This is a genomic window from Nonomuraea indica, assembly GCF_002850745.1.
GTDB lineage: Bacteria > Actinomycetota > Actinomycetes > Streptosporangiales > Streptosporangiaceae > Nonomuraea > Nonomuraea indica.
Genome location: NZ_KZ559474.1, coordinates 117702 through 139782, shown reverse-complemented (window position 1 = coordinate 139782; position 22081 = coordinate 117702). Strand labels below are relative to the sequence as shown.

Sequence of the window (22081 nt, the reverse complement as noted above, 5' to 3'; positions counted from 1 at the left end):
CCTAGGCTCGGGCTTCCACCAGGCGGACGTAGAAGTCGAGGGCGACGTCGAAGCCGTCGCGGCAGTTGCGGTGGGAGCGGTAGCAGGGCCGGAAGGCCGTGCTGGAGCCCACTCCGCCGCGGGCGTCGCGCAGCGCCTGCGGCACCCGCTCCGGCCGCGGCAGCAGCCCGCCGCCGAGGTAGCGGACGCCTGACAGCTCGGTGTGCCGGCCGCGTCCTCCGGAGACGAAGTGGCCGAGCCGCCACCCGCTCTCCTCGTCCCACACCAGCGCGCTGCCGTCGGACAGCAGGACGGTCGCGTCACGCGGATCGCAGGGGCCCTCCCACCAGTCGGCGACCTCGGGTCCGAGCACGTCCACGACGCGCCGCACGTAGCAGACCGGCTGCTGCAGCCACTCGTCGGAATACGGCTCGACGTGCCTGATGGCCACGGACGGCACCCCCTTGTGCCTCGCGGGTAAGCAAAACGGAACGATTGACAACCATACCCGCGCCGAACTTATTCCGAGACCAGAGCGTCTAGTCATTACGGACGATATTCACGTCCAGCACGGGGAAGGAGGCACTGTCATGATTGCCATGATTCTTCTGATCGCGCTGATGATCGTGGCCGTGACGGCCACGGAGCTCGTCCTGCACTGTGCCGCCCGGCGGAAGGAGAGTGTCGAGTCCCCGGCCGAGATCGCCGCCGACTAGTCTCAGCGGCATGTCCCTGCTTCTCTGGCTGCACATCGGGTTCGCGATCTTCACGATCGGGCCTCTCACCGCCGTGACCATGGCCGCGCCGCGCGCCATCCGCGCCAAGAACGTCGCCGTCCTCCAGAACATCCAGCGCACGACGCGCATCTACAGCATCGGCTCGCTGGGCGTGCTGGTGTTCGGCATCGCGCTGGGCGTGACCCTCGGCGGCGGCCTGCTGGGCAGGTGGCACATGACCGCGTCGATGACGCTGTTCATCGTCGCCATCGTGCTGCTCTTCCTCATCGACCGCGACCTGCGCGCCGCCGTCCGCGCCCTCACCAGCGAGAACGCGAACGACGACGCCAAGGTGCAGAACGGCAGGATCGCCGCCATCAGCGGACTGCTGGCCGTCATCTGGCTGGTGATCCTCGCTCTCATGATCTTCCCGAGCTGACGGGGGGTCAGCCCAGCGCCCGGGTGAGGTCGGCGAGCAGGTCGTCGACCGTCTCGATGCCGACCGACAGGCGCACCAGGTCGGCCGGCACCTCCAGCGGCGAGCCCGCCGCCGAGGCGTGGGTCATCCGGCCCGGGTGCTCGATCAGCGACTCGACGCCGCCGAGCGACTCGCCCAGCGTGAACAGCTCGGCGCGGTCGCACACCGCGACCGCCTCGGCCTCGCCCCCGGCCACGCGGAACGACACCATGCCCCCGAACCTCTTCATCTGCTTGGCCGCCACCTCGTGCCCGGCGTGCTCGGCGAGGCCCGGGTAGAGCACCTGGGTCACGCGGGGGTGGGCCAGCAGCAGGTCCACGACGCGCTCGGCGTTGTCGCAGTGGCGGTCCATCCGCACGCCGAGGGTCTTGAGCCCGCGCAGCGTCAGCCAGGCGTCGAACGGCCCGGCCACGGCGCCCATGGCGTTCTGGTGGTAGGCCAGCTCGTCGCCGAGCCCCCGGTCGGCCGCCACCAGGGCGCCGCCGACCACGTCGGAGTGGCCGCCGATGTACTTGGTCGTCGAGTGCACGACCACGTCGGCGCCGAGCGCGAGCGGCTGCTGCAGGTACGGCGAGGCGAAGGTGTTGTCGACGACCAGCAGCGCCCCGTTGTCGTGGGCGAGCTGCGCCAGGGCGGCGATGTCGGCGACGCCGAGCAGCGGGTTGGTGGGCGTCTCCACCCACACGATCCTCGTCTTCTGCGTCATCGCCGCGGCCACGGCGTCGAGGTCGCCGAGCGGCACCGGGTCGTAGTGCAGGTCCCAGCGCGCGTGCACCTTGGAGAACAGGCGGTAGGTGCCGCCGTAGGCGTCGTTCGGGATGATGACGTGGTCCTGCGGCTTGCACACGGTGCGCAGCAGGGTGTCCTCGGCCGCGAGGCCGGAGGCGAAGGCCAGCCCGCGCGCGCCGCCCTCGACGGCGGCGAGGGCCTCTTCGAGCGCGGTGCGGGTCGGGTTGGCGGAGCGGCTGTATTCGTATCCGGAACGCAGGCCGCCGACACCGTCCTGCTTGTAGGTGGACGTGGCGTAGATCGGCGGCACTACCGCGCCGGTCAGCGGGTCAGGCTCCTGACCTGCGTGGATCGCCAGGGTTTCGAAACCGTTGGTCATACGGCCACGGTAACGGAAGCGGCCCGCGACCCGTTCCCCAACGGATCGCGGGCCGACCGGGCGCGAGTCTCCCACCGCGCCCGCCGGGCCCGTGCCCCCTGTCAACGGCACGGGCCCGGATCTCTTCGGGCCGGACGTTTCCGCAGCTCAGGCGGCGCGGGGCGCGGGGCGCTCGTCGCGGACCCGGTCCGCCAGCCGCACCACGGCGCCAGAGGCGGCGCTCCGCGCGGTGCTCCCCCCGGCACCGGCCACGGCGTCGGCCACGGCGGCCTCGCGCGGCGCCCGCACCCGGGGGGCGTCGATGCGGCGCCCGCTGGCGCCCTCCGCCGGCTCCCCGTTGATGCGCGACAGCAGCACGGGGTCCGCCAGCGCGAGCAGCAGCCCGACGACCAGCCCGACACCCAGCAGCGTGAATCCGATGACCACCATGGCCGTTCCCCTTCCGACGTCTCCCAGCATCGGCGAGCGGCCCCGCCCCGCGCCTCCGCTGAAGGGCCGGTCCGCACCGGAAGCCCTCGGCCGATCGGTCGATCCGGCCCTTACGACTTCCGGCCTAGGCTGTGGCGCGTGGGGGAGTCCAAGCGCGTCGTCTACTGGATCCGCAGGCTGAGCGAGATCGCCATGCTCGGCTGGCTGAGCATGATGCTGCTGGTCGACATGGCCATCGCGGCCAACCTCGGCTGGCCGCAGTGGTGCGCGGCCGTCGCGGGCGTGGCGGGCATGGTGGCCGTGGTGCTGCGGCGTCGCTACCGGGTGCAGGGGTTCCTGGTCATGCTCGCGGTCTCGCTCGCCACCTCGCTGGTCCTCGCGCTGTCCTCCGTGAACGGGGTGCCCGGCTCGTCGGAGACGGGCTCGCTGCTCGTGCTCACCATCGGCGCGCTGCGCCACGTCCAGCCGGTACGGCGCGCCGCCGGGTTCGCCGTCGCGGCGCTGGCGGTCCTCATGGCCGAGGGGATCGGCCGCGACTACTACGGCAACGGCGTGGCCTTCTCGTTCATCCTGTTCGCCGGCTGGTCGATGGCCGCGGGCGTCGGCGGCTACCTGCGTTTCCAGCAGGAGCGCCGCAACGAGGCCGTCCACTCCGTACGGCGGGCCGAGCGCCTCGAACTGGCCCGCGAGCTGCACGACCTGGTGGCCCACCACATCACCGGCATCGTCGTGCAGGCCCAGGCGGCCCGCACGGTGGCGGAGCTGAAGCCCGAGGCCGTGGTCCCCGCCCTCGACGCGATCGCCACCGCCGGCGGCGACGCGCTCACCTCGATGCGGCGCCTGGTCACCGTGCTGCGGGCCGAGGAGCGGGCCGACCGCACGCCGGGCACGTCGCTGGCCGACCTGCGCCACCTGACCGAGCGGTTCGCGGAGACCGGGTCGCGCGTGGCCTTCGAGATCGCGCAGGGCATCGACGACACCACCCCGCCCCCCGAGGTGATGACGACGCTGCACCGGGTGCTGCAGGAGTCGCTGACCAACGTGCGCAAGCACGCGCCGGGCACGGCGTGGGTGGAGGCGTCCCTGCGGCGGTCCGACCGGTCGGTGGTGCTGCGGGTGCGCAACTACGGCTCGGCGCCCGACCCGCGGGTGTCACGGCTGGGCGGCGGTTTCGGGCTGGTCGGGATGGCCGAGCGGGTGGAGGCGCTCGGCGGCCGCCTGTACGCGGGCCCGTCCCCCGAAGGCGCCTGGGAAGTGGTCGCCGAGTTCCCGCTCGCCTGAGGCGTACGCCCGCTCCCAGGCGGCCTCGCCGATCGCGCCGCGAACGCGGGCGGTGATCCGCTCGACGTCGAAGCTCTCCCCGGCGGCCAGCGGCGTGCCCACCGCCCGCCGGACCGCCGCCGCCGCGCCGAGCAGCCGGGCCGCCTCGGCGTGCTCGCCCGCCAGCGACACCGCGCCGGCCAGCCCCTCCAGCGCCAGCGCGATGCCCCGCGGGTCGCCGGTGGCCAGCGCCGCCTCGTGGCCCGCCCGCTGCCTGGCCAGCGCCGTCGCGGCGTCGCCCCGCTGCTCGGCGGCGAAGCCCAGCTCGGCCATGACGAGCGCGATGCCGGACGTCCCGCGCACCTCGCGCAGCCAGCCGAGCCAGGGCGTCAGGAGCGCCTCGGCGCGCTCGGTGTCACCCTGCCGCCGGGCGCTCAGGGCCAGACCGAGCACGGCGTGCTCCTCCGCCGACTTGTACGACTGCGCCACGGCCAGCCGGCGGGCCCGCTCGTGGTAGTCGTCGGCCGTGACGTAGTCGCCCGCCAGCAGCGCGGTGCGGCCCAGGCCGGACAGCTTGAACGCCGTCTCGAAGCCGAGCCGTTCGGCCAGGCGGAGCTCCTCCTGGCGCAGCCGCGCCGCCTCGGCGTAGTCGCCGCGCATCTCGGCCAGCCGGTCGAGGCTGTCCATCGCCTCCAGCCGGCCCCAGGCGTCGCCCAGCTCGGTGAACAGGGCGAGGCTGCGCTCGGCGTCGCGCCGCATGGCCGCGAGGTCGCCGTGGAAGAGCCGGAGCCGGGCGCGCTGGGCCAGCGCCGCGGCGGTCCCCCACCGGTCGCCCAGCCGCTCGAACACGGTCAGCGCCCCGTTCACCGCCGCCTCGTGCGCCTCGTGGTCGCCGTACGCCCACCGGACGTGCGTCAGGAACCAGCCGGCCAGCGCGCGGCCCGGCTCGTCGAGGTCGGCGTGGTGGACGAGCGGCGGCCGCTCGCCGGTGAGCGCGGTCATCCCGGCCAGCCAGACCGACGCCGTGGCCGCCTCGGCCGGCGGCCCGCCGTGGGCCAGGGCGGCCGTCAGCGCCCTGCGCGCCTCCCCCAGCCTGCCGCGCAGGTACCAGTACCAGGCCAGGGCGTTGGCCAGGCGCAGCGGCTCGGGACCGGCCAGGGCGAGGCGCAGGTTGGCGGCTTCGGCGTCGAGCCGCCGCAGCCATGCGAGCTGGCCGGGGCCGCGCAGGTCGGCCCGTTCGGCCAGCTCGGTGTAGTGGCGCGCGTGCCGTTCCCTGATCGTCTCCTGCTCCCCGGCCTCGGCGAGCCGTTCGGCGCAGTAGGCGGCCACCGACTCCAGCAGCCGGTATCTCGGCCCGGGCGCCACCACGACCAGCGACCGGTCCACCAGCCTGGCCACCGTCTCGAAGACGTCCACACCCGGCTCGGCGCACACCTCCTCGGCCGCCTCCAGCGTGCAGCCGTCGGCGTGCGCGGCCAGCCGCCGCAGCACGACCCGCTCCGGGTCGGTGAGCAGGCCCCAGCTCCAGTCGATCGTCGCCCGGAGCGTGCGCTGCCGGGGCGGGGCGTCGCGCGCGCCGGCGTTGAGCAGCCTGAACCGGTCGTCGAGCCGTTCGGCGAGCCCGCGCACGCCGAGGGCGCGCACCCGCGTGGCGGCCAGCTCCAGGGCGAGCGGGATGCCGTCCAGGCGGCGGACGACGGTCGCGACGTGCTCGTCCGCCCCGATCCCGGCCCGCGTGGTGAACAGCCGGACCGCCTCGGGCTCGGCCAGCGGGGCCACGGGCAGCACATGCTCGCCGGTGACGCCCAGCGGCTCCTGGCTGGTGGCCAGCACCCGCAGGTGCGGGGCGGCCCGCAGCAGCGGGGTGACCAGCGCGGCCGTCTCCTCGACCAGGTGCTCGCAGTTGTCGAGGACGAGCAGCATGCGGCGCTCGGCCAGGGCGGCGGCCAGCCTCGGCGGCAACGGGCCGGCCCCGTCGTCGCGGACGCCCAGGACGGCCGCCACGGCCTGCGCCGCCTCGCAGCCCCCGGCCAGTTCCACGAGCCACACCCCGTCGGGGAACCCCTCCCCCGGGCCCCCGGAGCCGTCCAGGGCCGCGCGGGCGGCCTCCAGGGCCAGGCTGGTCTTGCCCACGCCGCCCGGGCCCGTGAGCGTGACCAGGCGCGCCGAGGCGAGCAGCTCGCGGAGCGTGGCCAGCTCCTCCTGCCGCCCGACGAGGGCGCTGAGGGCCGCGGGCAGGTTGGCGGGCGCGGGGCGCCGGCCGGCGAGCCCGGGGTCGTGGCGCAGGACGGCCGCGTGCAGCGCGGCCAGCTCCGGCGACGGGTCCACCCCCAGCTCCTCGGCCAGCCGCTCGCGCAGCGCGGTGTAGACCGCCAGCGCCTCGCCCTGCCGGCCGCCCCGGTAGAGGGCCTTCATGTGGAGCCCGTGCAGCCGTTCGCGCAGCGGGTGCGCCGCCACGAGGCCGGCCAGGTCGACGTCCTCGCCGAGCGCGAGCCGCAGCTCCGCCTGCTCTTCGAGGGCGTCCAGCCGCGCCTGCTCCAGACGCGTCCGCTCGGCGCGGGCGAAGTCGGCGTCGGCGAAATCGGCGAAGGCGGGGCCGCGCCACAGCGCCAGCGCCTCGTCGAGCCGGGCCATCCGCTCGCGCGGGTCGCCCGATCGCCGGGCGAGCAGCTCGTCGAAGCGGCGGGCGTCGGACCAGTGGTCCGCCAGCCGGTAGCCGGCCGGGCCGTGCGCGACCAGGGCGGGGTCGCCGAGGGCGCGGCGGAGCTGGGAGACGCGCGCCTGCAGGGTGCCCAGGGGGTTGCGCGAGGGCCGTCCGCCCCACAGGTCGTCGATCAGCCGGTCGGCCGGGACCGGGCCGCCCCCGTGCGCGAGGAGGTCGGCCAGCAGCGCGCGGACCTTCGGCTCGCCGACCGGGACGGGATCTCCGTCATCCGTCCGCACCTCCAGCGGGCCGAGCACTCCGAATCGCACCACACCACGACCAACCCGTAGCGGGTCCGCAGAATTTCCGTAGCGGCCGGCCGGAAGGTGGAGCCATGACGGATGTGACAGTGATCGGCCTGGGGCCGATGGGTGCGACGATGGCCGAGACGTTCCTCAAGGCCGGACATGACGTGACCGTGTGGAACCGCACGGCGAGCAAGGCCGAGCCGCTCGTGGCGAAGGGGGCCGCGCTCGCCGCCACGCCCGTCGGGCCGAGCGAGCTGCTGGTGGTCAGCCAGATCGGCTACCAGGCGATGTACGACAGCTTCGGCGAGCTGCGCCTCGACGGCAAGGTGGTCGTCAACCTCAGCTCCGGCACGCCCGAGGAGCTGCGCGCGGCGGCCCGCTGGGTGGCCGGGCGGGGCGGCGTGCTCGTCACCGGCGGGATCATGGTGCCGCCGCCGGGCATCGGACAGCCGGGCGCCTACACCTTCTACAGCGGCCCTCAAGAGGTCGTGGAGCGGCACGCCGAGACGCTGAAGGCGCTGTCGGAGGTCCACTACATGGGCGCCGACGAGGGCCTGGCGATGCTCTACTACCAGGCCCAGCTGCTGGTCTTCTGGTCCAGCCTCACCAGCTACATGCACGCCGTGGCGCTGCTCGGCACCGCCGGGGTCAAGCCGACGACGTTCATGCCGTACGCCCAGGAGACGTTCGCCGGGCTCGGCGGCGACGGCCCGATGGGCTTCGCCAAGATCCTGGCCGAGGAGTTCGAGGCCGGGGTCTACCCGGGTGACCTCAACACCCTGCACATGCAGGCCGTCGGGCTGGGCCACGCCGTGCACGCGCTCGCGGACGCCGGGCTGGAGACCACCGTGCCGGGCGCGCTCAAGGCGCTGTTCGAGCGCGCCGACGCCGAGGGGCGCGGCCAGGAGGGGCTCGGCACGGTGATCGAGTCGATCAGGAAGCCCTGACCCGCGTCACCGCCCCTCCAGCAGCGGCCCCGCCGGGTCGTGCGTGACGCCCTTGCGACGGGCGGCGATGCCCGACAGCGCCTCCAGGGCCACCCGGTTGGCCAGGTAGGCGGTGATGTCGGCGTGGTCGTACGGCGGGGCGACCTCCACGATGTCGATGCCGACCACCGGGAGCTCCAGGCAGATCCGGCGCACCGAGTCGAGGAGCTGGCGGGCGGACAACCCGCCGGGCTCCGGGGTGCCGGTGCCCGGGGCGTGCCCGGGGTCGCAGACGTCCACGTCGACGGACAGGAAGACGCCCTCGCACCCGTCGGTGGCGAGGGCGAACGCCTCGTCCAGGCAGTCGTCGAGGCCCCGCCTGCCGATCTCGGTCATCTCGAACGACCGCATGTCCTGGGCGGCCATCCACGCGAGGGTCTCCGGCCCCGGCCAGTAGCCGCGCAGGCCGATCTGCAGGAACCGGTCACCGCGCAGCGCGCCGGACTCGATCAGCCTGCGCATCGGCTGGCCGTGCCCGTACAGGGAGCCGAACTCGATGTGGCCGGTGTCGGCGTGCGCGTCGAAGTGCAGCATCGACACGTTGCCGTAGCCGTGGTGGCGCGCCACGCCCGTCGCGTCGGGCAGCGCGATCGTGTGGTCGCCGCCCAGGACCAGCGGCACGGCGCCCGACGACGCCACCGCGTGGACGGCCTCCTCCAGCGCGCCGATGGAGCGTTCGACGTCGCCGGAGTACATCTCCACGTCGCCCGCGTCGACCACGCGGATGTCGCGCAGCGCGTCGACCCGCAGCGCCAGGTGCGGGCGGGAGCCGTCCTGCGGCAGGTAGCAGGTCTGGCGGATCGCCGTCGGCCCGAACCGCGCGCCGGGCCGGTGCGACGTGCCGCCGTCGAACGGCGCGCCGACGATGACCACGTCGGCGCCGGCATAGGACGCCGGGTCGTCCAGGTCGCACCGGTCCACCCCGAGGAAGGTGATGTCGGGGCCGAACTGCGCTCCGTAGCGTGTCATCGAGGGCTCCCGTCCGGGCCGGGCTAGTGGTTGGCCAGGAAGCCGAGCAGGTCCTGCCGGGTGATCATCCCGGCGGGCTTGCCGTCCTCCAGCACCACCGCCGCGTCGGCCTTCTCCAGCGCCTCCACCGCGCGGGCCACCGGCTCGCCGCTGCCGATCGTCGGCAGGGGCGGCGACATGTGGTCGGCGATCGGGTCGTCGGACGACAGCTTGCCGTGGTAGAGCGCCTCCAGCAGGTCACGCTCGACGATCGAGCCGACCACTTCGGCGGCCATGACCGGCGGCTCCTCCTTCATCACGGGGAGCTGCGACACCGAGTACTCGCGCATGATCGAGATGGCGGTGCCGACCGACTCGTGCGGGTGGGCGTGCACGAACTCGGGCAGCCCGGCGCCCTTGCGCGCCAGCACGTCGCCGACCAGGCCCTCCTCGGAGGACTCGGTGAGGAAGCCGTAGTCGGCCATCCAGTCGTCGTTGAAGATCTTCGACAGGTAGCCGCGGCCGCCGTCGGGCAGCAGCACCACGACCACGTCGTCGGGCCCGGCCTGGGCCGCCACCCGCAGCGCGGCCACCACGGCCATGCCGCACGAGCCGCCCACGAGCAGCCCCTCCTCGCGGGCGAGGCGGCGGGTCATGGTGAAGGAGTCCTTGTCGGACACCGCGATGATCTCGTCGCAGATCGTGGTGTCGTACGTGGCCGGCCAGATGTCCTCGCCGACCCCCTCCACCAGGTAGGGCCTGCCGGTGCCGCCCGAGTAGACCGAGCCCTCCGGGTCGGCTCCGATGATCTTCACCCGGCCGCCGGAGACCTCCTTGAGGTAGCGGCCGGTGCCGCTGATCGTGCCGCCGGTGCCGATGCCCGCGACGAAGTGGGTGATGCGGCCCTCAGTCTGCTCCCACAGCTCGGGCCCCGTCGAGTGGTAGTGGGACTCGGGGTTGTCGACGTTGGAGTACTGGTCGGGCTTCCAGGCGTTGGGGATCTCCCGGGCCAGCCGGTCGGAGACCGAGTAGTAGGACTCGGGGTGGTCGGGCGCCACCGCGGTCGGGCAGACGACCACGTCGGCGCCGTACGCGCGGAGCACGGAGATCTTGTCCTGGGCGACCTTGTCGGGCACCACGAAGACGCAGCGGTAGCCCTTCTGCTGGGCCACGATGGCCAGGCCGACCCCGGTGTTGCCGGACGTCGGCTCGACGATGACGCCGCCGGGGCGCAGCTTGCCGGACGCCTCGGCCGCCTCGATCATGCGGACGGCGATGCGGTCCTTCACCGAGCCGCCGGGGTTGAAGTACTCGACCTTGGCGAGCACCTGGGCGGGCACTTCCGCCGAAACCTTGTGCAGCCTGACGAGCGGAGTGTTGCCCATGAGCTCGACCAGGGAATCATGTACGCGCACCGAGGTGTTCACCTTCTTTGCCAAAGCTTGGTCAGCTAGCTCGACGCCGAGGGCCGATGGGGGTGGCGGGCGCTCGGCTAGTTTCTTCAAGCAAACGCTACCGCCGAGTTCGCACGAGGGGGGCATCGCATGGTCTGGGCGCCGGGCGCGGCGCGCGCCGCCCGCAGGATCGCCATCGCGGCGGCGCTGGGCGGCGGCGGCCTGACGGCCCTGGGGGCCACGGCGTACGGGCTGCTCATCGTCGAGAGCCTGGTCGCCCGCAAGGTGATCGGGCAGCCGCACGGCCTCGACGGCCCGCCGTCCGACGGCGTGTACGGCGACTTCCCCGGCGAGCCGCTGACCCTGGTCATGCTGGGCGACTCCACCTCCGTCGGCCTGGGCGCGAGCGCGCCCGACCGGACGCCCGCCGTGCTGATCGCCAACGGCCTGGCGGCTCTCGCCGAGCGCCCGGTGCGGCTGCGCGTCCTCGGCCGGTCGGGGGCGGCCTCGGCCGAGCTGGGCGAGCAGGTGGACCAGGCGCTGCCGATGCGGCCCGACGTGGCCGTCATCTTCGTCGGCGCGAACGACGTGGTCACCCAGACCCCGCCGGCGGCGGCGGTGCGCCACCTGGTCAAGGCGGTGCGCCGGTTGCGCGAGGCGGGCGCGGAGGTGGTGGTCGGCACGTGTCCCGACCTGGGCACGGTGCGGCCCATCGCCCAGCCGCTGCGCTGGGTCACCCGGCGCTGGAGCCGCCAGCTCGCCGCGGCCCAGACGGTCGCGGTGGTCGACGCGGGCGGCCGGACGGTCGCCTTCGCCGACCTTCTCGGGCCCGAATTCGACACAAACCCCGCAGAGATGTTCGGACCGGATCGTTTCCATCCATCTGACCGAGGTTACGCACAGGCCGCTTACGCGGTGCTACCTTCTGTATGCACTGCGTTGGGGTTGTGGCCCGAGCCGCGTCCTGGGCGTGGCGAAGGACTGCAACCGATTTACCTTGCGGCGGCCGCGGCCGCGGAGGAGTCCGGCACCGAGGTCTCCGCGACCCGGGTCGCGGGGCAGGCGACGGGCCCCTACGGCAGGTGGGTGACGTTGTTCCGCCGGCGGCCGGGGCCGATGCTCAACGACGCCTGACGCCGGTCACCCTCCGCTCCGAGGCCGTCACTCCTCGTCCTGTTTGGAGTGGATTGACCGTGCTCCGGCCCCTCACGAAACCCGCCCCCGCCCTGGCCACGGCGCTGGCGCTGACCACCGCGCTCACCACCACGCTGACCGGCTGCTCGGGCAGCGACGCGGCCACGGCCGCCTTCCCCGCCTGGCACAACTCCGAGGTCAACGTCGTCAGCAGGATGGTCGCCGGGGGCGGGGTCGTCACGGCCACGTCCATGAAGCCCGGCGGCACGCTCGAGACCGTCGCCCTCGACCTCGCCACCGGCCGCCGGCTGTGGGCGCACCCGGCCACGATGGCGGGCCGGCTGCCCGGCATGGGCGTCTCGGCCCCCGCGCTGACCGAGCCGCCCGGCAAGGGCGCCGTCGTCGTGGCGCTCGACCCGGCCAGGACCGGCCGCTGGAACGCCACGGTCGTCGCCCGCGACGCCCGCACCGGCCGCCGGCTGTGGACCCGGCCGGCGCACTCCACCTTCGGCCCGCAGAGCTGCGGCCCGTACGTCTGCCTGTCGGAGCACACCGCGCTGTCGTCGGCGCGGGTGGTGGTGCTCGACCCGGCCACCGGCAAGCTCCTGTGGAAGCTGCCCGGCCTGGCCGAGGTCGAGTGGTCCGACGGCGAGCGGGTGCTCATGCTGCGTCTGGCGGCCTCGCCCACCGTCGAGTCGTACGAGCTCAAGACGGGCAAGCTGCAGTGGCAGCAGCCCATCGAGCAGGCCCTCGGCCCCGGCATCGACCTGTCGGGCGGCTGGGCGTTCGGCGCCGCCGGCTCCGATCTGGTCGGCTACCTCGCCCCCTACACCGATCCCCGTACGAAGAAGCTGACCACGTTCGGCCTGTTCTCCATCAAGATCGCCGACGGCACGGTCAACTGGATGCGGCCCTCGGTTGTGCGCGTCTACCCGAGCGGCAACCCCGGCTTCGCCCCCGTCGTGCGGCCGGTGGACCAGCAGGGCGCCTATGGCGGCTTCGCCCGGCTCGACTCCGGCACCGGGCGGGTGATCGGCCAGATCCCGGCCGCGTCGGTGCCCGGTTCGGGGTGGTGGCTCGCCTTCCCCGACCGCATGGACAAGCTGGGCTTCCTCAAGCACGCCGCCAAGGGATCGGTGTTCGACCTGACCACCGGCCAGGCGGTGCCCGTGGAGGAGCAGCGCGGCTGGTCCTTCTGCGTGACCGACCCCAAGCCGCTCCCGCTGAAGGGACAGGCGCCGGGCTTCTACTCGGTGGCCGCCGTGTGCGAGTACGACCTGGCGACGGGCCGGCGGGTGGCGGGCTCGCCGACGCCGCCCTCGTGGTTCACCGGCAGCCAGGACGGCTGGCGGCTGTGGCGTGACGAGAAGGGGGGCGCCCACGCCGTCAACGACAGCACGGCCGAGGCGCCGGGCATGTACGGCTGACCGAGGGTGGCGGGCCGGGCGACAGCGCGGAGACAACGTGGCGACGGGGCGACGGGACGGCCGGGCAGCACTGAAATATAGTTCTGTTAAGTGCTGACAGAGGAGGGGCAGATGCCCGAGGCAGTCATCGTCGCCACCGCCCGATCGCCGATCGGGCGCGCCTTCAAGGGTTCGCTCAAGGAGCTGCGCGCGGACGACCTGACCGTACGGATGATCAGGGCCGCGCTGGACAAGGTGCCCCAGCTCGACCCCACGACCATCGACGACATCATGCTGGGCTGCGGCCTGCCCGGCGGCGAGCAGGGCTTCAACATGGCCCGCGTGGTGTCGGTGATGCTGGGCCTGGACGGCGTTCCGGGCACCACGATCACCCGCTACTGCTCCTCGTCGCTGCAGACCACGCGGATGGCCTTCCACGCCATCAAGGCGGGCGAGGGCGACGTGTTCGTCTCGGCCGGCGTGGAGATGGTCTCCCGGTTCACCAAGGGCAACTCCGACTCGCTGCCGGAGACCCAGAACCCCTCCTTCGACGAGGCGGTGGCCCGCACCAAGCAGTTCGCCGAGGGCGGCCGTGACTGGCACGACCCGCGCGAGGACGACACGCTGCCCGACGTCTACATCGCCATGGGCCAGACCGCCGAGAACGTCGCCCGGCTCAGGGGCGTCAGCCGCCAGGAGCAGGACGAGTTCGGCGTGCGCTCGCAGAACCTCGCCGAGAAGGCCATCGCCGACGGTTTCTGGCAGAAGGACATCACCCCGGTGACGCTGCCCGACGGCACGGTGGTGAGCCAGGACGACGGCCCCCGGGCCGGCACGACGTACGAGGCGGTGGCCGGGCTCAAGCCCGTCTTCCGCCCCGACGGCACGGTCACGGCCGGCAACTGCTGCCCGCTCAACGACGGGGCCGCGGCCGTCGTCGTGATGAGCGACGTGCGGGCGGCCGAGCTGGGCATCACCCCGCTCGCCCGGATCGTCTCCACCGGAGTCACCGGCCTGTCCCCCGAGATCATGGGGCTGGGCCCGGTCGAGGCCTCCCGGCAGGCGCTCGCCCGGGCCGGGATGGCGATCGAGGACGTCGACCTGGTCGAGATCAACGAGGCGTTCGCCGCCCAGGTCATCCCGTCGTACCGGGAGCTGGGCATCGACCTCGACCGGCTGAACGTCAACGGCGGGGCGATCGCCGTGGGGCACCCGTTCGGCATGACCGGGGCCCGCATCACGTCCACGCTGATCAACAGCCTCCAGCACCACGACAAGTCCATCGGTCTGGAGACCATGTGCGTGGGCGGCGGCCAGGGCATGGCGATGATCCTGGAGCGCCTCAGCTGACGTTCGCCTGACCGGGCGCCGCGCGGACGTGCCGCGCCCGGTCGGCGCCGGCGGGGTCAGCCGTGGACGTCGGGGCCGGCCCGGTGCGGGGCGATGCGGATGACGACCCGGCGCTCGCGCACCATGGCCGCCCGGTAGTCGTCCCAGTCGGGATGCTCGCCCGAGATGTCGCGGTAGTAGGAGACCAGGTGGTCCATCGCCTCGGGCAGCGCGACGACCTCCGCCGTGCCGTCCACCTGCACCCAGTCGCCGAAGAAGGCGTCCGTGAAGGCGCAGACGGACACCTGCGGGTCGCGGCGGGCGTTCCGTGTCTTGACCGCCGTCTCCCTGCTGCTGACCACCAGGAACCCCTCCGCGTCCACGCCCACCACCACCGGCGACATCTGCGGCCGGCCGTCGGCGTGCCGGGTCAGCAGGACCGCGTGGTGGCTGCCGCGGAGGAACTCTCTCGCTCTGTCCAGATCCATGGCCCCATGATGACGCGCCCGTGCCGGAGCACGGGCGCGTGGGCAGGGCGGGCTCTAGATGAAGCCCATGCGGTTGCGGCGGTGCCGCTCGTGCTCGTGGACGATCGCGGCGGCGTAGCCGTGGGTCAGCCCGTGCTCGTCGGCGAGCCAGTTGGCCCGCTCGTCACATCGCAGGAAGCTTGGGCCGTTGTCGATGGCTTGGAACCACTCGGGGAGTTCGCGTCCCGTTATCGCCGGGACCCTTGCGATCAGTTTGGTCTGCGTCTCCGGTGAGTGGTTCAAGGACATGGGCACCTCCACGGAATAAGGTCCTTTGCTTGACACTGCAACACCTCATCCGGAATCGCAACCCCCAACTCGCCACCAATTCGTTACGAACTGTTGATCTCCCGGCAAGCAGAAGGGCCCCGCCGGGTCGGCGGGGCCCTGCGCAGCAGCGGGGCGACGTGCCCGGTCAGTCGCTGCTGGTGAAGTAGCTGATGAAGCGCAGCACCTCGATGTAGATCCACACGAGGGTGAGCGTGAGCCCGAAGACGCACTGCCAGGCGAACTTCTCCGGAGCGCCCTGCTTGACGCCCTGCTCGATCGCGTCGAAGTCGAGGAGCAGGAAGAAGCACCCGATCAGGATCATCGCGATGCTGAAGACCCAGCCGATCGGGGAGTCGGTCCGCAGGCCGAGCCCACCGGGGACGAAGAAGCCGAGGATCAGGTTGACCAGGACGAGGCCCAGTGCCGCGATGGCGGCGCCCATCACGTACTTGACCATCTTGGACGTGACCCGCACGATCCGCAGTGAGTAGACGGTCAGCATCGCGCCGAAGGCGAAGGCCGTGCCCAGCACCGCCTGGAGCACGATGTTGTTGCCGAACATCGACTGGAACAGGGAGCTGAGCGCCCCCAGGAACACACCCTCGAAGACCGCGTAGGCGAGGATGAGCGCGGGGTTGGTGCTCTGCTTGAACGACGCGACCAGGCCGAGGACCAGCGCGACGAGGGCCGAGCCGACGGCCACCGCCATGGGGACCTCGAAGTACCACGCGGCGGCGGCGGCCGCGACGAGCGCGCCGAGGGTGATGAACCCGCGGACCACGACATCGTCGAGCGTCATCGTCCGGTATGCCGGCTGGGCCGGGGGTGCGTACGACGGGCTGTCGTACATGCGCTGCAGCTGGTCAGGCGTGGGGGCGGGCGCTCCCCAACCACCGGACTGCTGCCGCGACCTGCTGAAAACGGGGTTCTTGCTCTCCATCGCTGCCTCCTGTGGCCGAGCCTATTGGACCGGTCACCGCCTAGGTCAACTCGCGCCCAGATCTATGTAGGTTCGAGACGTCATCGCGAGCACAACGAACGTGACACCAGGGAAGTTCCCGGCGTCAGCGGCGTCGAAAACAGGGTCCATTTCCGAGGGTGGACGTGCGTGCCCCCGGCGGGATTCGAACCCGCACGTCAACCCTTTTAAGGGGTTTGCCTCTGCCATTGGGCTACGGGGGCGCCGCAATCATACGAAACGGACCATGCTCCCGAGGAGCACAACTTCGCATCATGCGTCACAACTGTGAAGCCTGCGATGAAGTGATAGGGCTCCTGGCACTCTGTCCAGGGACAACGCCCTTGGTCCCGATGGTGCTGAAAGGACCGGGGTTCGGAGGCATCGGCTTCGATGGTGACGGGATCTTGCGTTTCTGGCAACCGCTTATGTGTAGTACGTCGCGTTTTCCCTGCTCGGACGACTGCAGGTAACGGAGCGTACCCGCGCGGTTTTCACCGGGCCTTCACAGCATGTGAGTTTCCACACGACGCAAAGTGATTTCGCTGTCAAGACCGGCGCCCACGGCGGCGAGCCGGGCCGCCAGGCCCGCCACGTCCACCTCGGCCGGCAGCTCCACGTCGGCGATCAGCACGTACAGGCGGCCGGTCAGCCGGCTGCTCATGCCGGTGATGTGGCCGCCGACCCCGGCGAGCTCGGCGCTGATCGCGGCGAGGATGCCCGGCCGGTCCGGCCCGTGGACGGTCAGCACGTGGCCGCGCCCGGTGGGCGGGGAGCCGAAGTGCCGGCGCGCGTCGACGGCCGAGGCCGTCACCACCAGGTCGGGAGCGCTCACCCGCCGCAGCAGGTCCTCCGGGCTGAGGTCGCCCGACACCAGTAACATCATCGCGACGTGCCCGCCGAGCAGCGTCATCGTCGAGTCCTGGATGTTCGCCCCGCACCCGGCGAGCGAACCGGTGACCGCGGCGATGACGCCGGGCCGGTCGACGCCGAGCACGGTCACCGCTGAGAGCCCCACCCGTGGATCCCCTCTCGTCCGAAGATCGCGGGCACCGGAACGCCCCGGCGCGAGGGCACCGGGGCGCTGCTGAGCCGCCACAGAGCCGGGCTAGCGGCGTGTCGTCGCCACGGCGGCCCTGAAGCCGTCACGCGGGTGTTCGACCTCGCCGAGCGAGATCGTCTCCCGCTTGAAGAACAGCGCGAGGGTCCAGTCGACGACGACACGGACCTTCCGGTTGAGCGTCGGCACCCGCGACAGATGGTAGGTCCGGTGCATGAACCACGCAGGGAATCCGCGAAGCTTGACGCCGTAGACGTTGGCCACGCCCTGGTGCAGGCCGAGTCCGGCGACCGATCCGACATACTTGTGGCGGTAGTCGACCAGTTGCTCACCGCGCAGGTGGCGGACGATGTTGTCGGCGAGCACCTTGGCCTGGCGCACCGCGTGCTGCGCGTTGGGCGCGCAGTACTGGCCCGGGTTGGTCACGTCGGGCACGCCCGCGATGTCACCGGCGGCGAAGGCGCCCTTGACGCCCGCGACGGTCAGCGCCGCCGTGGTCTTGACCCGGCCGCGCTCGTCGAGCGGCAGGTCGGTGGAGTTGACGATCGTGCTGGGCTTGACGCCGGCCGTCCAGACCAGGGTGTCGGCGTCGAACTCCGTGCCGTCGGAGAGCACGACGTGGCCGCCGACGCAGGACTCCAGGCGCGTCTCCAGCTTGACCTCGATGCCGCGCTCGCGGAGTTGCTCCAGCGTCCACTTGCCCATCTCCGGGCCGACCTCGGGCAGCACCCGGTCGGTGGCCTCGACGAGCACCCAGCGCAGGTCGGACGGCTCGATGTTGCGGTAGTAGCGCGTGGAGTCCTTGGCCATGTCCTCCAGCTCGGCCAGCGCCTCGACGCCCGCGAACCCGGCGCCCACGACCACGAACGTCAGCGCGCGGCGGCGCACCTCGGGGTCCTCGGTGGACTCGGCCACGTCGAGCAGGTGCAGGACGCGGTTGCGCAGCGCGATGGCCTCGCCCACGGTCTTGAAGCCGATGCCGATGTCGGTGAGGCCGGGGATCGGCAGCGTGCGCGAGATCGAGCCCGCGGCCATGACGAGAACGTCGTAGGCGAGCTCGCGCTCCTCGCCCTCGGCCGGCTGGAAGGTGACGGTCCGCTCGCCGTGGTGGACCTTGGTGACGTGGCCGTTGAGGATCTCCACCTTGGGCAGCACCCGGCGCAGCGGCGCGACGAGATGCCGAGGTGACAGGTTGCCGGCGGCCGCCTCGGGGAGGAACGGCTGGTAGGTCATGTAGGACTGGGGGTCGATGATCGTGATGCTGACGGAGCCGTCGCGCAGCTCGCGGCGGAGGGTCTTCTGGAGTCGGAGTGCGGTGTAGAGGCCGACGTAGCCGCCGCCCACGATCACAATGCGCTTGTTCATCTGAGGCCCATCCTCGTTTGTGAAAGCATTCACAAGCTTACGTCCCGGCGGGATGGAACTCCACTGCGTGATGAATGCGATTCATCACACCATGAGGTGAGCCGCCCTGGTGAAGACGTCGTCGAGCATCGCGGCGGTCACCCGGCCGGTGAAGGTGTTCTGCTGGCTCGGGTGGTAGCAGCCGAGCAGGGTGACGGGCGTGTCCCCGTACGAGAGGACGACCTCGGCGCCGTGGCCGAACGGCGGGCGGCTGCGCGGCAGGGCGTATCCCGCCTCCCTCAACGCCGGCCACAGGGCCTGCCAGGCGTAGCCCCCGAGCGCGACGACGACCCGGACCGACGGGGCGACCAGCGCGACCTCGCGGGCCAGCCACGGGAAGCAGGCCGCCTTCTCGTCGGGGGCGGGCTTGTTGGCGGGCGGCGCGCAGCGCACCGAGGCCACCATCCGGGCGCCGACGAGCCGCTGCCCGTCTCCGGCGTGCGTGCTGGTCTCCTGGGCGGCCAGGCCGCAGCGGTGCAGCGAGGCGAACAGCCAGTCGCCGCTGCGGTCACCGGTGAAGATGCGGCCCGTCCGGTTGCCGCCGTGGGCGGCCGGGGCGAGGCCCGCGACGAGCAGGCGCGGGCGCTCGTCGCCCCAGCCGGGGACCGGGCGGCCCCAGTAGGTCTCGTCCGCGAACGCGCGCCGCCTCACCTGGGCGACCTCCTCGCGCCAGGCCACCAGGCGGGGACAGGCGCGGCAGACCGACTGCCGCGCGGTGAGCTCCGCGAGGGTGTGACTGGTGGCCGCGAGGCGGCGCACGTCCGCGGGGTCGTGGGCGACCGGCGTCTCGTCGGTCGCCGGGTCCTCGGGCCAGCCGGTGCCGGGGGGAACGAAGCTCATGCCTTCGATGGTGCCCGATCCGCGGCCCGGCACCGGCCTGCGACCCGTCAGCGGGACGGCTTCGGAGACGGCCTGCCGGGCGACTCGCGGAACGACTCGGGCGAGAGCTCGGGAGACGTCTCCGGAGACGACTCTGGGGACGGCGCCTCGCTGGCGACGGCGGTGGGCACGGGCACCTGCGAGGGTCCGGCCGTCGCCGCCGGGTCGGCCGTCGGGCACGGCGGGCCCTGGGTGCCGCCGGACTCGGGCGAGGCGTGCTCGACCAGGGGCAGCGGGTAGCGGGTAGCGGTTGAGTATCGGCTCGCCGCACGCCCGGTTCACCGTGTAGCCGTGCGCCTCCGGGTCGGTGGTGAGCGGCCGGCCGTTCTGGTCGTAGAGGTAGACGTCGGTCAGCGGGGTGCCGTCCTTGGCGTACGGCTTGATGTTTTGAACTCCTCCCCGGCCTGAAGTGAAGGCCCGAGATTCTCCCGTCGCGTCGTGGTCAAGCGGCGCGCGGGGGTTGACGCTTCGCAGACCGGGTAGCCCCGAGGTCTCCACGTCCTGACACCGGCGTTCCGTCGGCGTTTGCGATGTTGATGGCCGCGTTGGTATCCGCGTGGCCGATCCAGCCGCAGGCCGGGTTCTTGCAGGCGAACACCGCTCGGGTTTCCCGGTTGGCCGCCTCGCGGCGCCCGCACCGGTGGCAGGTCTGCGAGGTTCCCGGCGCGCAGACCTTCACAACCCGCCCGCCCCGATCCCAGCTCTTGTATTCCAGCAGGGTGACGGTCCGGCCCCAGGCTTGCTCGCTGATCGCCCGATTCAGCCCGGCTTTGGCCGCAACGTTCTTACCGGGCACCTCGACGGTGCCCTTCGCGGAACGGATCATGTTGGTGATCCGCAAGTCCTCCACCTTGATCACGCTGAAGGTGCGCGCGAGTTCGGTGGTGGTCTGGTGCTGCCAGTCGACGGCCCGGCGCTTGGCTATCGCGCGCAGCCGTCTGATCTGGTCATAGGTACGGATCAGCCGCTTGGCACGCGATCTTTCCGTCACGCCCGCCGCTTTGTGCCGGGCCTCTTTCTGCCGGGCCGCCTTCTTCTCCAACCGGCGCAGCCGCTGCCGCTCGCCGGCCGACAGCCACGGCCCATGCTCGCGGCTGGTGCCGTCGGACAACGCCAGCGCGACCTTGACGCCCCGGTCGATCCCCACCTCGGGCCCGGCGTGCCGGGCGGGCGAGGCAACCACGGTATCGGTGCGGAACACGATGGACCAGCCGAATGCGTCCTTGACCAGCCGCGCTCCGGTGATCCGCCCGGCAGGGCCGCCCAGGGTGACGCCGGGCAGGTCCTTGGTCCACCGGAAACGGGCCCGGCCCGCTTTCGGGAGGTTGACCGCGCCCCACCGGCGGTTGACCCGCTTGATCTGCAAGTCGCGGGCCTGGGGGACATCGACAGCCATCCTCGACCGCAACCGGGCCTTGAACGCGGGCCGTCCGGCGGGATGCCCGGGGTTGAAGAAGTTCGCCCACGCCTGCCGGTAGGTCTTCAACACCGCCTGGGCGGCCTGAGCCGGGAGCCGCCCCAGCCAGTCGATCTCCTTGCGGGCCGCCCGGATCGCCTCATCGCATTCCTTCAAGGACGCAAAACGGCCCTGCCGGAAGGTGAAGTACTCGTGCAGCAGGTTCCACAACGCGCGGGCGGCGTGCGCCTGACCGTCCAGCACCGCAACCTGGGCGGGACTGAGGTCCAGTCGCGCAACCTGCGCTCTGGCCCGCCTCCCCGACTCCACCGGCTGATCGTATCGTCCACCACAAACCTCCATGCCCATGTGGTGTTCGTGACGAAGTATCGGCGTTGGGCGGATGGCGATCGGCGGTGCGCCACTCACTGTCCTGCGCCAGTACATCGAACAGCGGAAACGGCCCGTCCGATCGCCAGACGCCGGTTCGCCTGGCGGCCAATCGGCTGTTCCCGCCCCGCAGCGCCAGGCGGCCCCGGGCGGACCGGCCCCACCACACCGACGCCGCCGCGAACGCGACGACCAGCAGCCAGCCCAGCGCGTCGCCCGGCACGACCAGGTCGTCGGCGAAGCCGGCCAGGATCATGGCGAGCAGGTAGCCACGCAGCACCCACCACCCCGGCCGCAGCTCCGGCAGGAAGCCCACAAAGCCGCGGTAAGGGCCCTTACCCATCAGGTTGACATGGAGGTCGCGCAACCGCTCCAGGGGCCGCAGGCGGCGTTTCTGGCGGCTCGCAGGCCGGCCCCCGTAGGCGGCCACGAGCTCCTCCGCGTACGCCGCCGGCGGCCCCAGCCGCTCCACCAGCGGGACCTCCGACTCCGCCGCGATCTCCGCCAGGTGGTCGTCGAGGTCGTCGAGCAGCTCCTCGGCGTCGGGGTGACCGGCCAGGGCCGTGCGCACGGCCTGCGCGTAGCGAGCCGGGGTGTCCAGGGGGCCGTCGCCGGCCTCAGGACCGAGGTGCTGGGTCACTGTGCCCCTCCTTGAGCAGGGATGCCATGGTGGCCGCGAAAGACGTCCAGGTCCGGGCGGAGGAGGCGTACATGCTCCTGCCGACCTCGTTCAGCCCGTAGTACTTGCGATGGGGCCCCTCGTCGGAGGCCACCACGTACGAGGTGAGGGCGCCGGCCTTGAACAGCCTGCGCAGCGTCCCGTACACCGAGGCGTCGCCCACGTCGTGCAGGCCCGCCTCCCTCAGCCTGCGGACGACGTCGTAGCCGTAGCCGTCGCGCTCGTCGAGCACCGCGAGGACGGCCAGGTCGAGCACGCCCTTGAGGAGCTGGCTGCTATCCACGGCATGCACACTACTGCGCTTTACGCAGTAGTGGCAAACGAGAAAGCCGGATGGCGCCACGGGGACGCCATCCGGCCTGGTCGTTCATCCCGGTCGGGCCGACGTGTCAGCCCTCG

The 22081-nt window shown here is 72.4% G+C and carries 20 protein-coding genes, 1 tRNA gene and 1 pseudogene; 6 read left to right on the top strand and 16 right to left on the bottom strand.

Annotated features, from left to right (window positions below):
* Position 1: 1 nt before the first annotated feature.
* Positions 2-430, bottom strand: coding sequence for a DUF6292 family protein (locus tag CXR44_RS23005; protein WP_245899341.1), 429 nt, complete (start codon positions 428-430; stop codon positions 2-4).
* Between the two features lie 275 nt (positions 431-705).
* On the opposite strand from CXR44_RS23005, the gene CXR44_RS23000 reads away from it, so the two are divergent.
* The gene (locus tag CXR44_RS23000) at positions 706-1134 is read left to right on the top strand and encodes a DUF2269 family protein (protein ID WP_101788171.1); all 429 of its coding nucleotides are present in this window, start codon (positions 706-708) and stop codon (positions 1132-1134) included.
* A gap of 7 nt (positions 1135-1141) precedes the next feature.
* Here CXR44_RS23000 and CXR44_RS22995 read toward each other — a convergent pair whose 3' ends face one another.
* Together CXR44_RS22995 and CXR44_RS22990 are read right to left on the bottom strand one after the other, a co-directional pair.
* The gene (locus tag CXR44_RS22995) at positions 1142-2281 is read right to left on the bottom strand and encodes a cystathionine gamma-synthase (protein ID WP_101788170.1); all 1140 of its coding nucleotides are present in this window, start codon (positions 2279-2281) and stop codon (positions 1142-1144) included.
* 147 nt (positions 2282-2428) lie between these two features.
* Positions 2429-2710, bottom strand: coding sequence for a hypothetical protein (locus CXR44_RS22990; RefSeq protein ID WP_101788169.1), 282 nt, complete (start codon positions 2708-2710; stop codon positions 2429-2431).
* 192 nt (positions 2711-2902) lie between these two features.
* On the opposite strand from CXR44_RS22990, the pseudogene CXR44_RS41955 reads away from it, so the two are divergent.
* Positions 2903-3925: pseudogene (locus CXR44_RS41955) on the top strand (histidine kinase); the annotation flags it as partial.
* On the opposite strand, the gene CXR44_RS22980 reads toward CXR44_RS41955, so the two are convergent.
* Positions 3863-6946 (bottom strand): ATP-binding protein, encoded by a 3084-nt coding sequence (locus tag CXR44_RS22980; RefSeq protein ID WP_342748592.1) that lies wholly within the window; start codon positions 6944-6946, stop codon positions 3863-3865. The pseudogene CXR44_RS41955 and the gene CXR44_RS22980 overlap by 63 nt on opposite strands.
* A gap of 62 nt (positions 6947-7008) precedes the next feature.
* On the opposite strand from CXR44_RS22980, the gene CXR44_RS22975 reads away from it, so the two are divergent.
* Positions 7009-7869: an NAD(P)-dependent oxidoreductase gene (locus CXR44_RS22975; protein WP_101788167.1), complete on the top strand. Its 861-nt coding sequence runs from the start codon at positions 7009-7011 to the stop codon at positions 7867-7869.
* 6 nt (positions 7870-7875) lie between these two features.
* Here the strand turns inward: CXR44_RS22975 and speB are convergent, their stop codons facing one another.
* Positions 7876-8877 (bottom strand): agmatinase, encoded by a 1002-nt coding sequence (gene speB / locus CXR44_RS22970; RefSeq protein WP_101788166.1) that lies wholly within the window; start codon positions 8875-8877, stop codon positions 7876-7878.
* Positions 8878-8900: 23 nt separating this feature from the next.
* Entirely contained in the window at positions 8901-10271 is a 1371-nt protein-coding gene (locus CXR44_RS22965; protein WP_101788165.1) for a cystathionine beta-synthase, read from the bottom strand.
* Between the two features lie 129 nt (positions 10272-10400).
* Between CXR44_RS22965 and CXR44_RS22960 the strand changes: the two genes are divergently transcribed.
* The 3 genes from CXR44_RS22960 to CXR44_RS22950 all read left to right on the top strand — a co-directional run bounded on the left by CXR44_RS22960 (position 10401) and on the right by CXR44_RS22950 (position 14140).
* Positions 10401-11384 (top strand): SGNH/GDSL hydrolase family protein, encoded by a 984-nt coding sequence (locus CXR44_RS22960; RefSeq protein WP_101788164.1) that lies wholly within the window; start codon positions 10401-10403, stop codon positions 11382-11384.
* A 59-nt stretch (positions 11385-11443) separates the two neighbouring features.
* Entirely contained in the window at positions 11444-12811 is a 1368-nt protein-coding gene (locus CXR44_RS22955; RefSeq protein WP_245899340.1) for an outer membrane protein assembly factor BamB family protein, read from the top strand.
* A 111-nt stretch (positions 12812-12922) separates the two neighbouring features.
* Positions 12923-14140, top strand: coding sequence for an acetyl-CoA C-acetyltransferase (locus tag CXR44_RS22950; protein ID WP_101788162.1), 1218 nt, complete (start codon positions 12923-12925; stop codon positions 14138-14140).
* Positions 14141-14196: 56 nt separating this feature from the next.
* Here the strand turns inward: CXR44_RS22950 and CXR44_RS22945 are convergent, their stop codons facing one another.
* The 10 genes from CXR44_RS22945 to CXR44_RS22900 all read right to left on the bottom strand — a co-directional run bounded on the left by CXR44_RS22945 (position 14197) and on the right by CXR44_RS22900 (position 21965).
* Complete coding sequence (locus CXR44_RS22945) at positions 14197-14607, bottom strand: PPOX class F420-dependent oxidoreductase (RefSeq protein WP_101788161.1); 411 nt, start codon at positions 14605-14607, stop codon at positions 14197-14199.
* Between the two features lie 54 nt (positions 14608-14661).
* Positions 14662-14895 (bottom strand): DUF4287 domain-containing protein, encoded by a 234-nt coding sequence (locus CXR44_RS22940; RefSeq protein WP_101788372.1) that lies wholly within the window; start codon positions 14893-14895, stop codon positions 14662-14664.
* A 166-nt stretch (positions 14896-15061) separates the two neighbouring features.
* Positions 15062-15856, bottom strand: coding sequence for a Bax inhibitor-1/YccA family protein (locus tag CXR44_RS22935; RefSeq protein WP_101788160.1), 795 nt, complete (start codon positions 15854-15856; stop codon positions 15062-15064).
* A 169-nt stretch (positions 15857-16025) separates the two neighbouring features.
* A tRNA-Leu gene (locus CXR44_RS22930) sits at positions 16026-16098 on the bottom strand.
* A 281-nt stretch (positions 16099-16379) separates the two neighbouring features.
* Positions 16380-16892, bottom strand: a complete 513-nt coding sequence (locus tag CXR44_RS22925; protein ID WP_101788159.1) for a glycine cleavage system transcriptional repressor — start codon at positions 16890-16892, stop codon at positions 16380-16382.
* Positions 16893-16982: 90 nt separating this feature from the next.
* Complete coding sequence (locus CXR44_RS22920) at positions 16983-18299, bottom strand: NAD(P)/FAD-dependent oxidoreductase (RefSeq protein ID WP_101788158.1); 1317 nt, start codon at positions 18297-18299, stop codon at positions 16983-16985.
* An 84-nt stretch (positions 18300-18383) separates the two neighbouring features.
* Positions 18384-19178, bottom strand: coding sequence for a uracil-DNA glycosylase (locus CXR44_RS22915; protein ID WP_101788371.1), 795 nt, complete (start codon positions 19176-19178; stop codon positions 18384-18386).
* Positions 19179-19659: 481 nt separating this feature from the next.
* Entirely contained in the window at positions 19660-20877 is a 1218-nt protein-coding gene (locus CXR44_RS22910) for an RNA-guided endonuclease InsQ/TnpB family protein (RefSeq protein ID WP_245899339.1), read from the bottom strand.
* Positions 20774-21643: a hypothetical protein gene (locus tag CXR44_RS41060; protein ID WP_245899338.1), complete on the bottom strand. Its 870-nt coding sequence runs from the start codon at positions 21641-21643 to the stop codon at positions 20774-20776. The genes CXR44_RS22910 and CXR44_RS41060 overlap by 104 nt, the downstream gene beginning before the upstream one ends.
* Positions 21621-21965 (bottom strand): PadR family transcriptional regulator, encoded by a 345-nt coding sequence (locus CXR44_RS22900; protein ID WP_101788155.1) that lies wholly within the window; start codon positions 21963-21965, stop codon positions 21621-21623. Before CXR44_RS22900 ends, CXR44_RS41060 begins: the two co-directional genes overlap by 23 nt.
* Between the last annotated feature and the right edge of the window lie 116 nt (positions 21966-22081).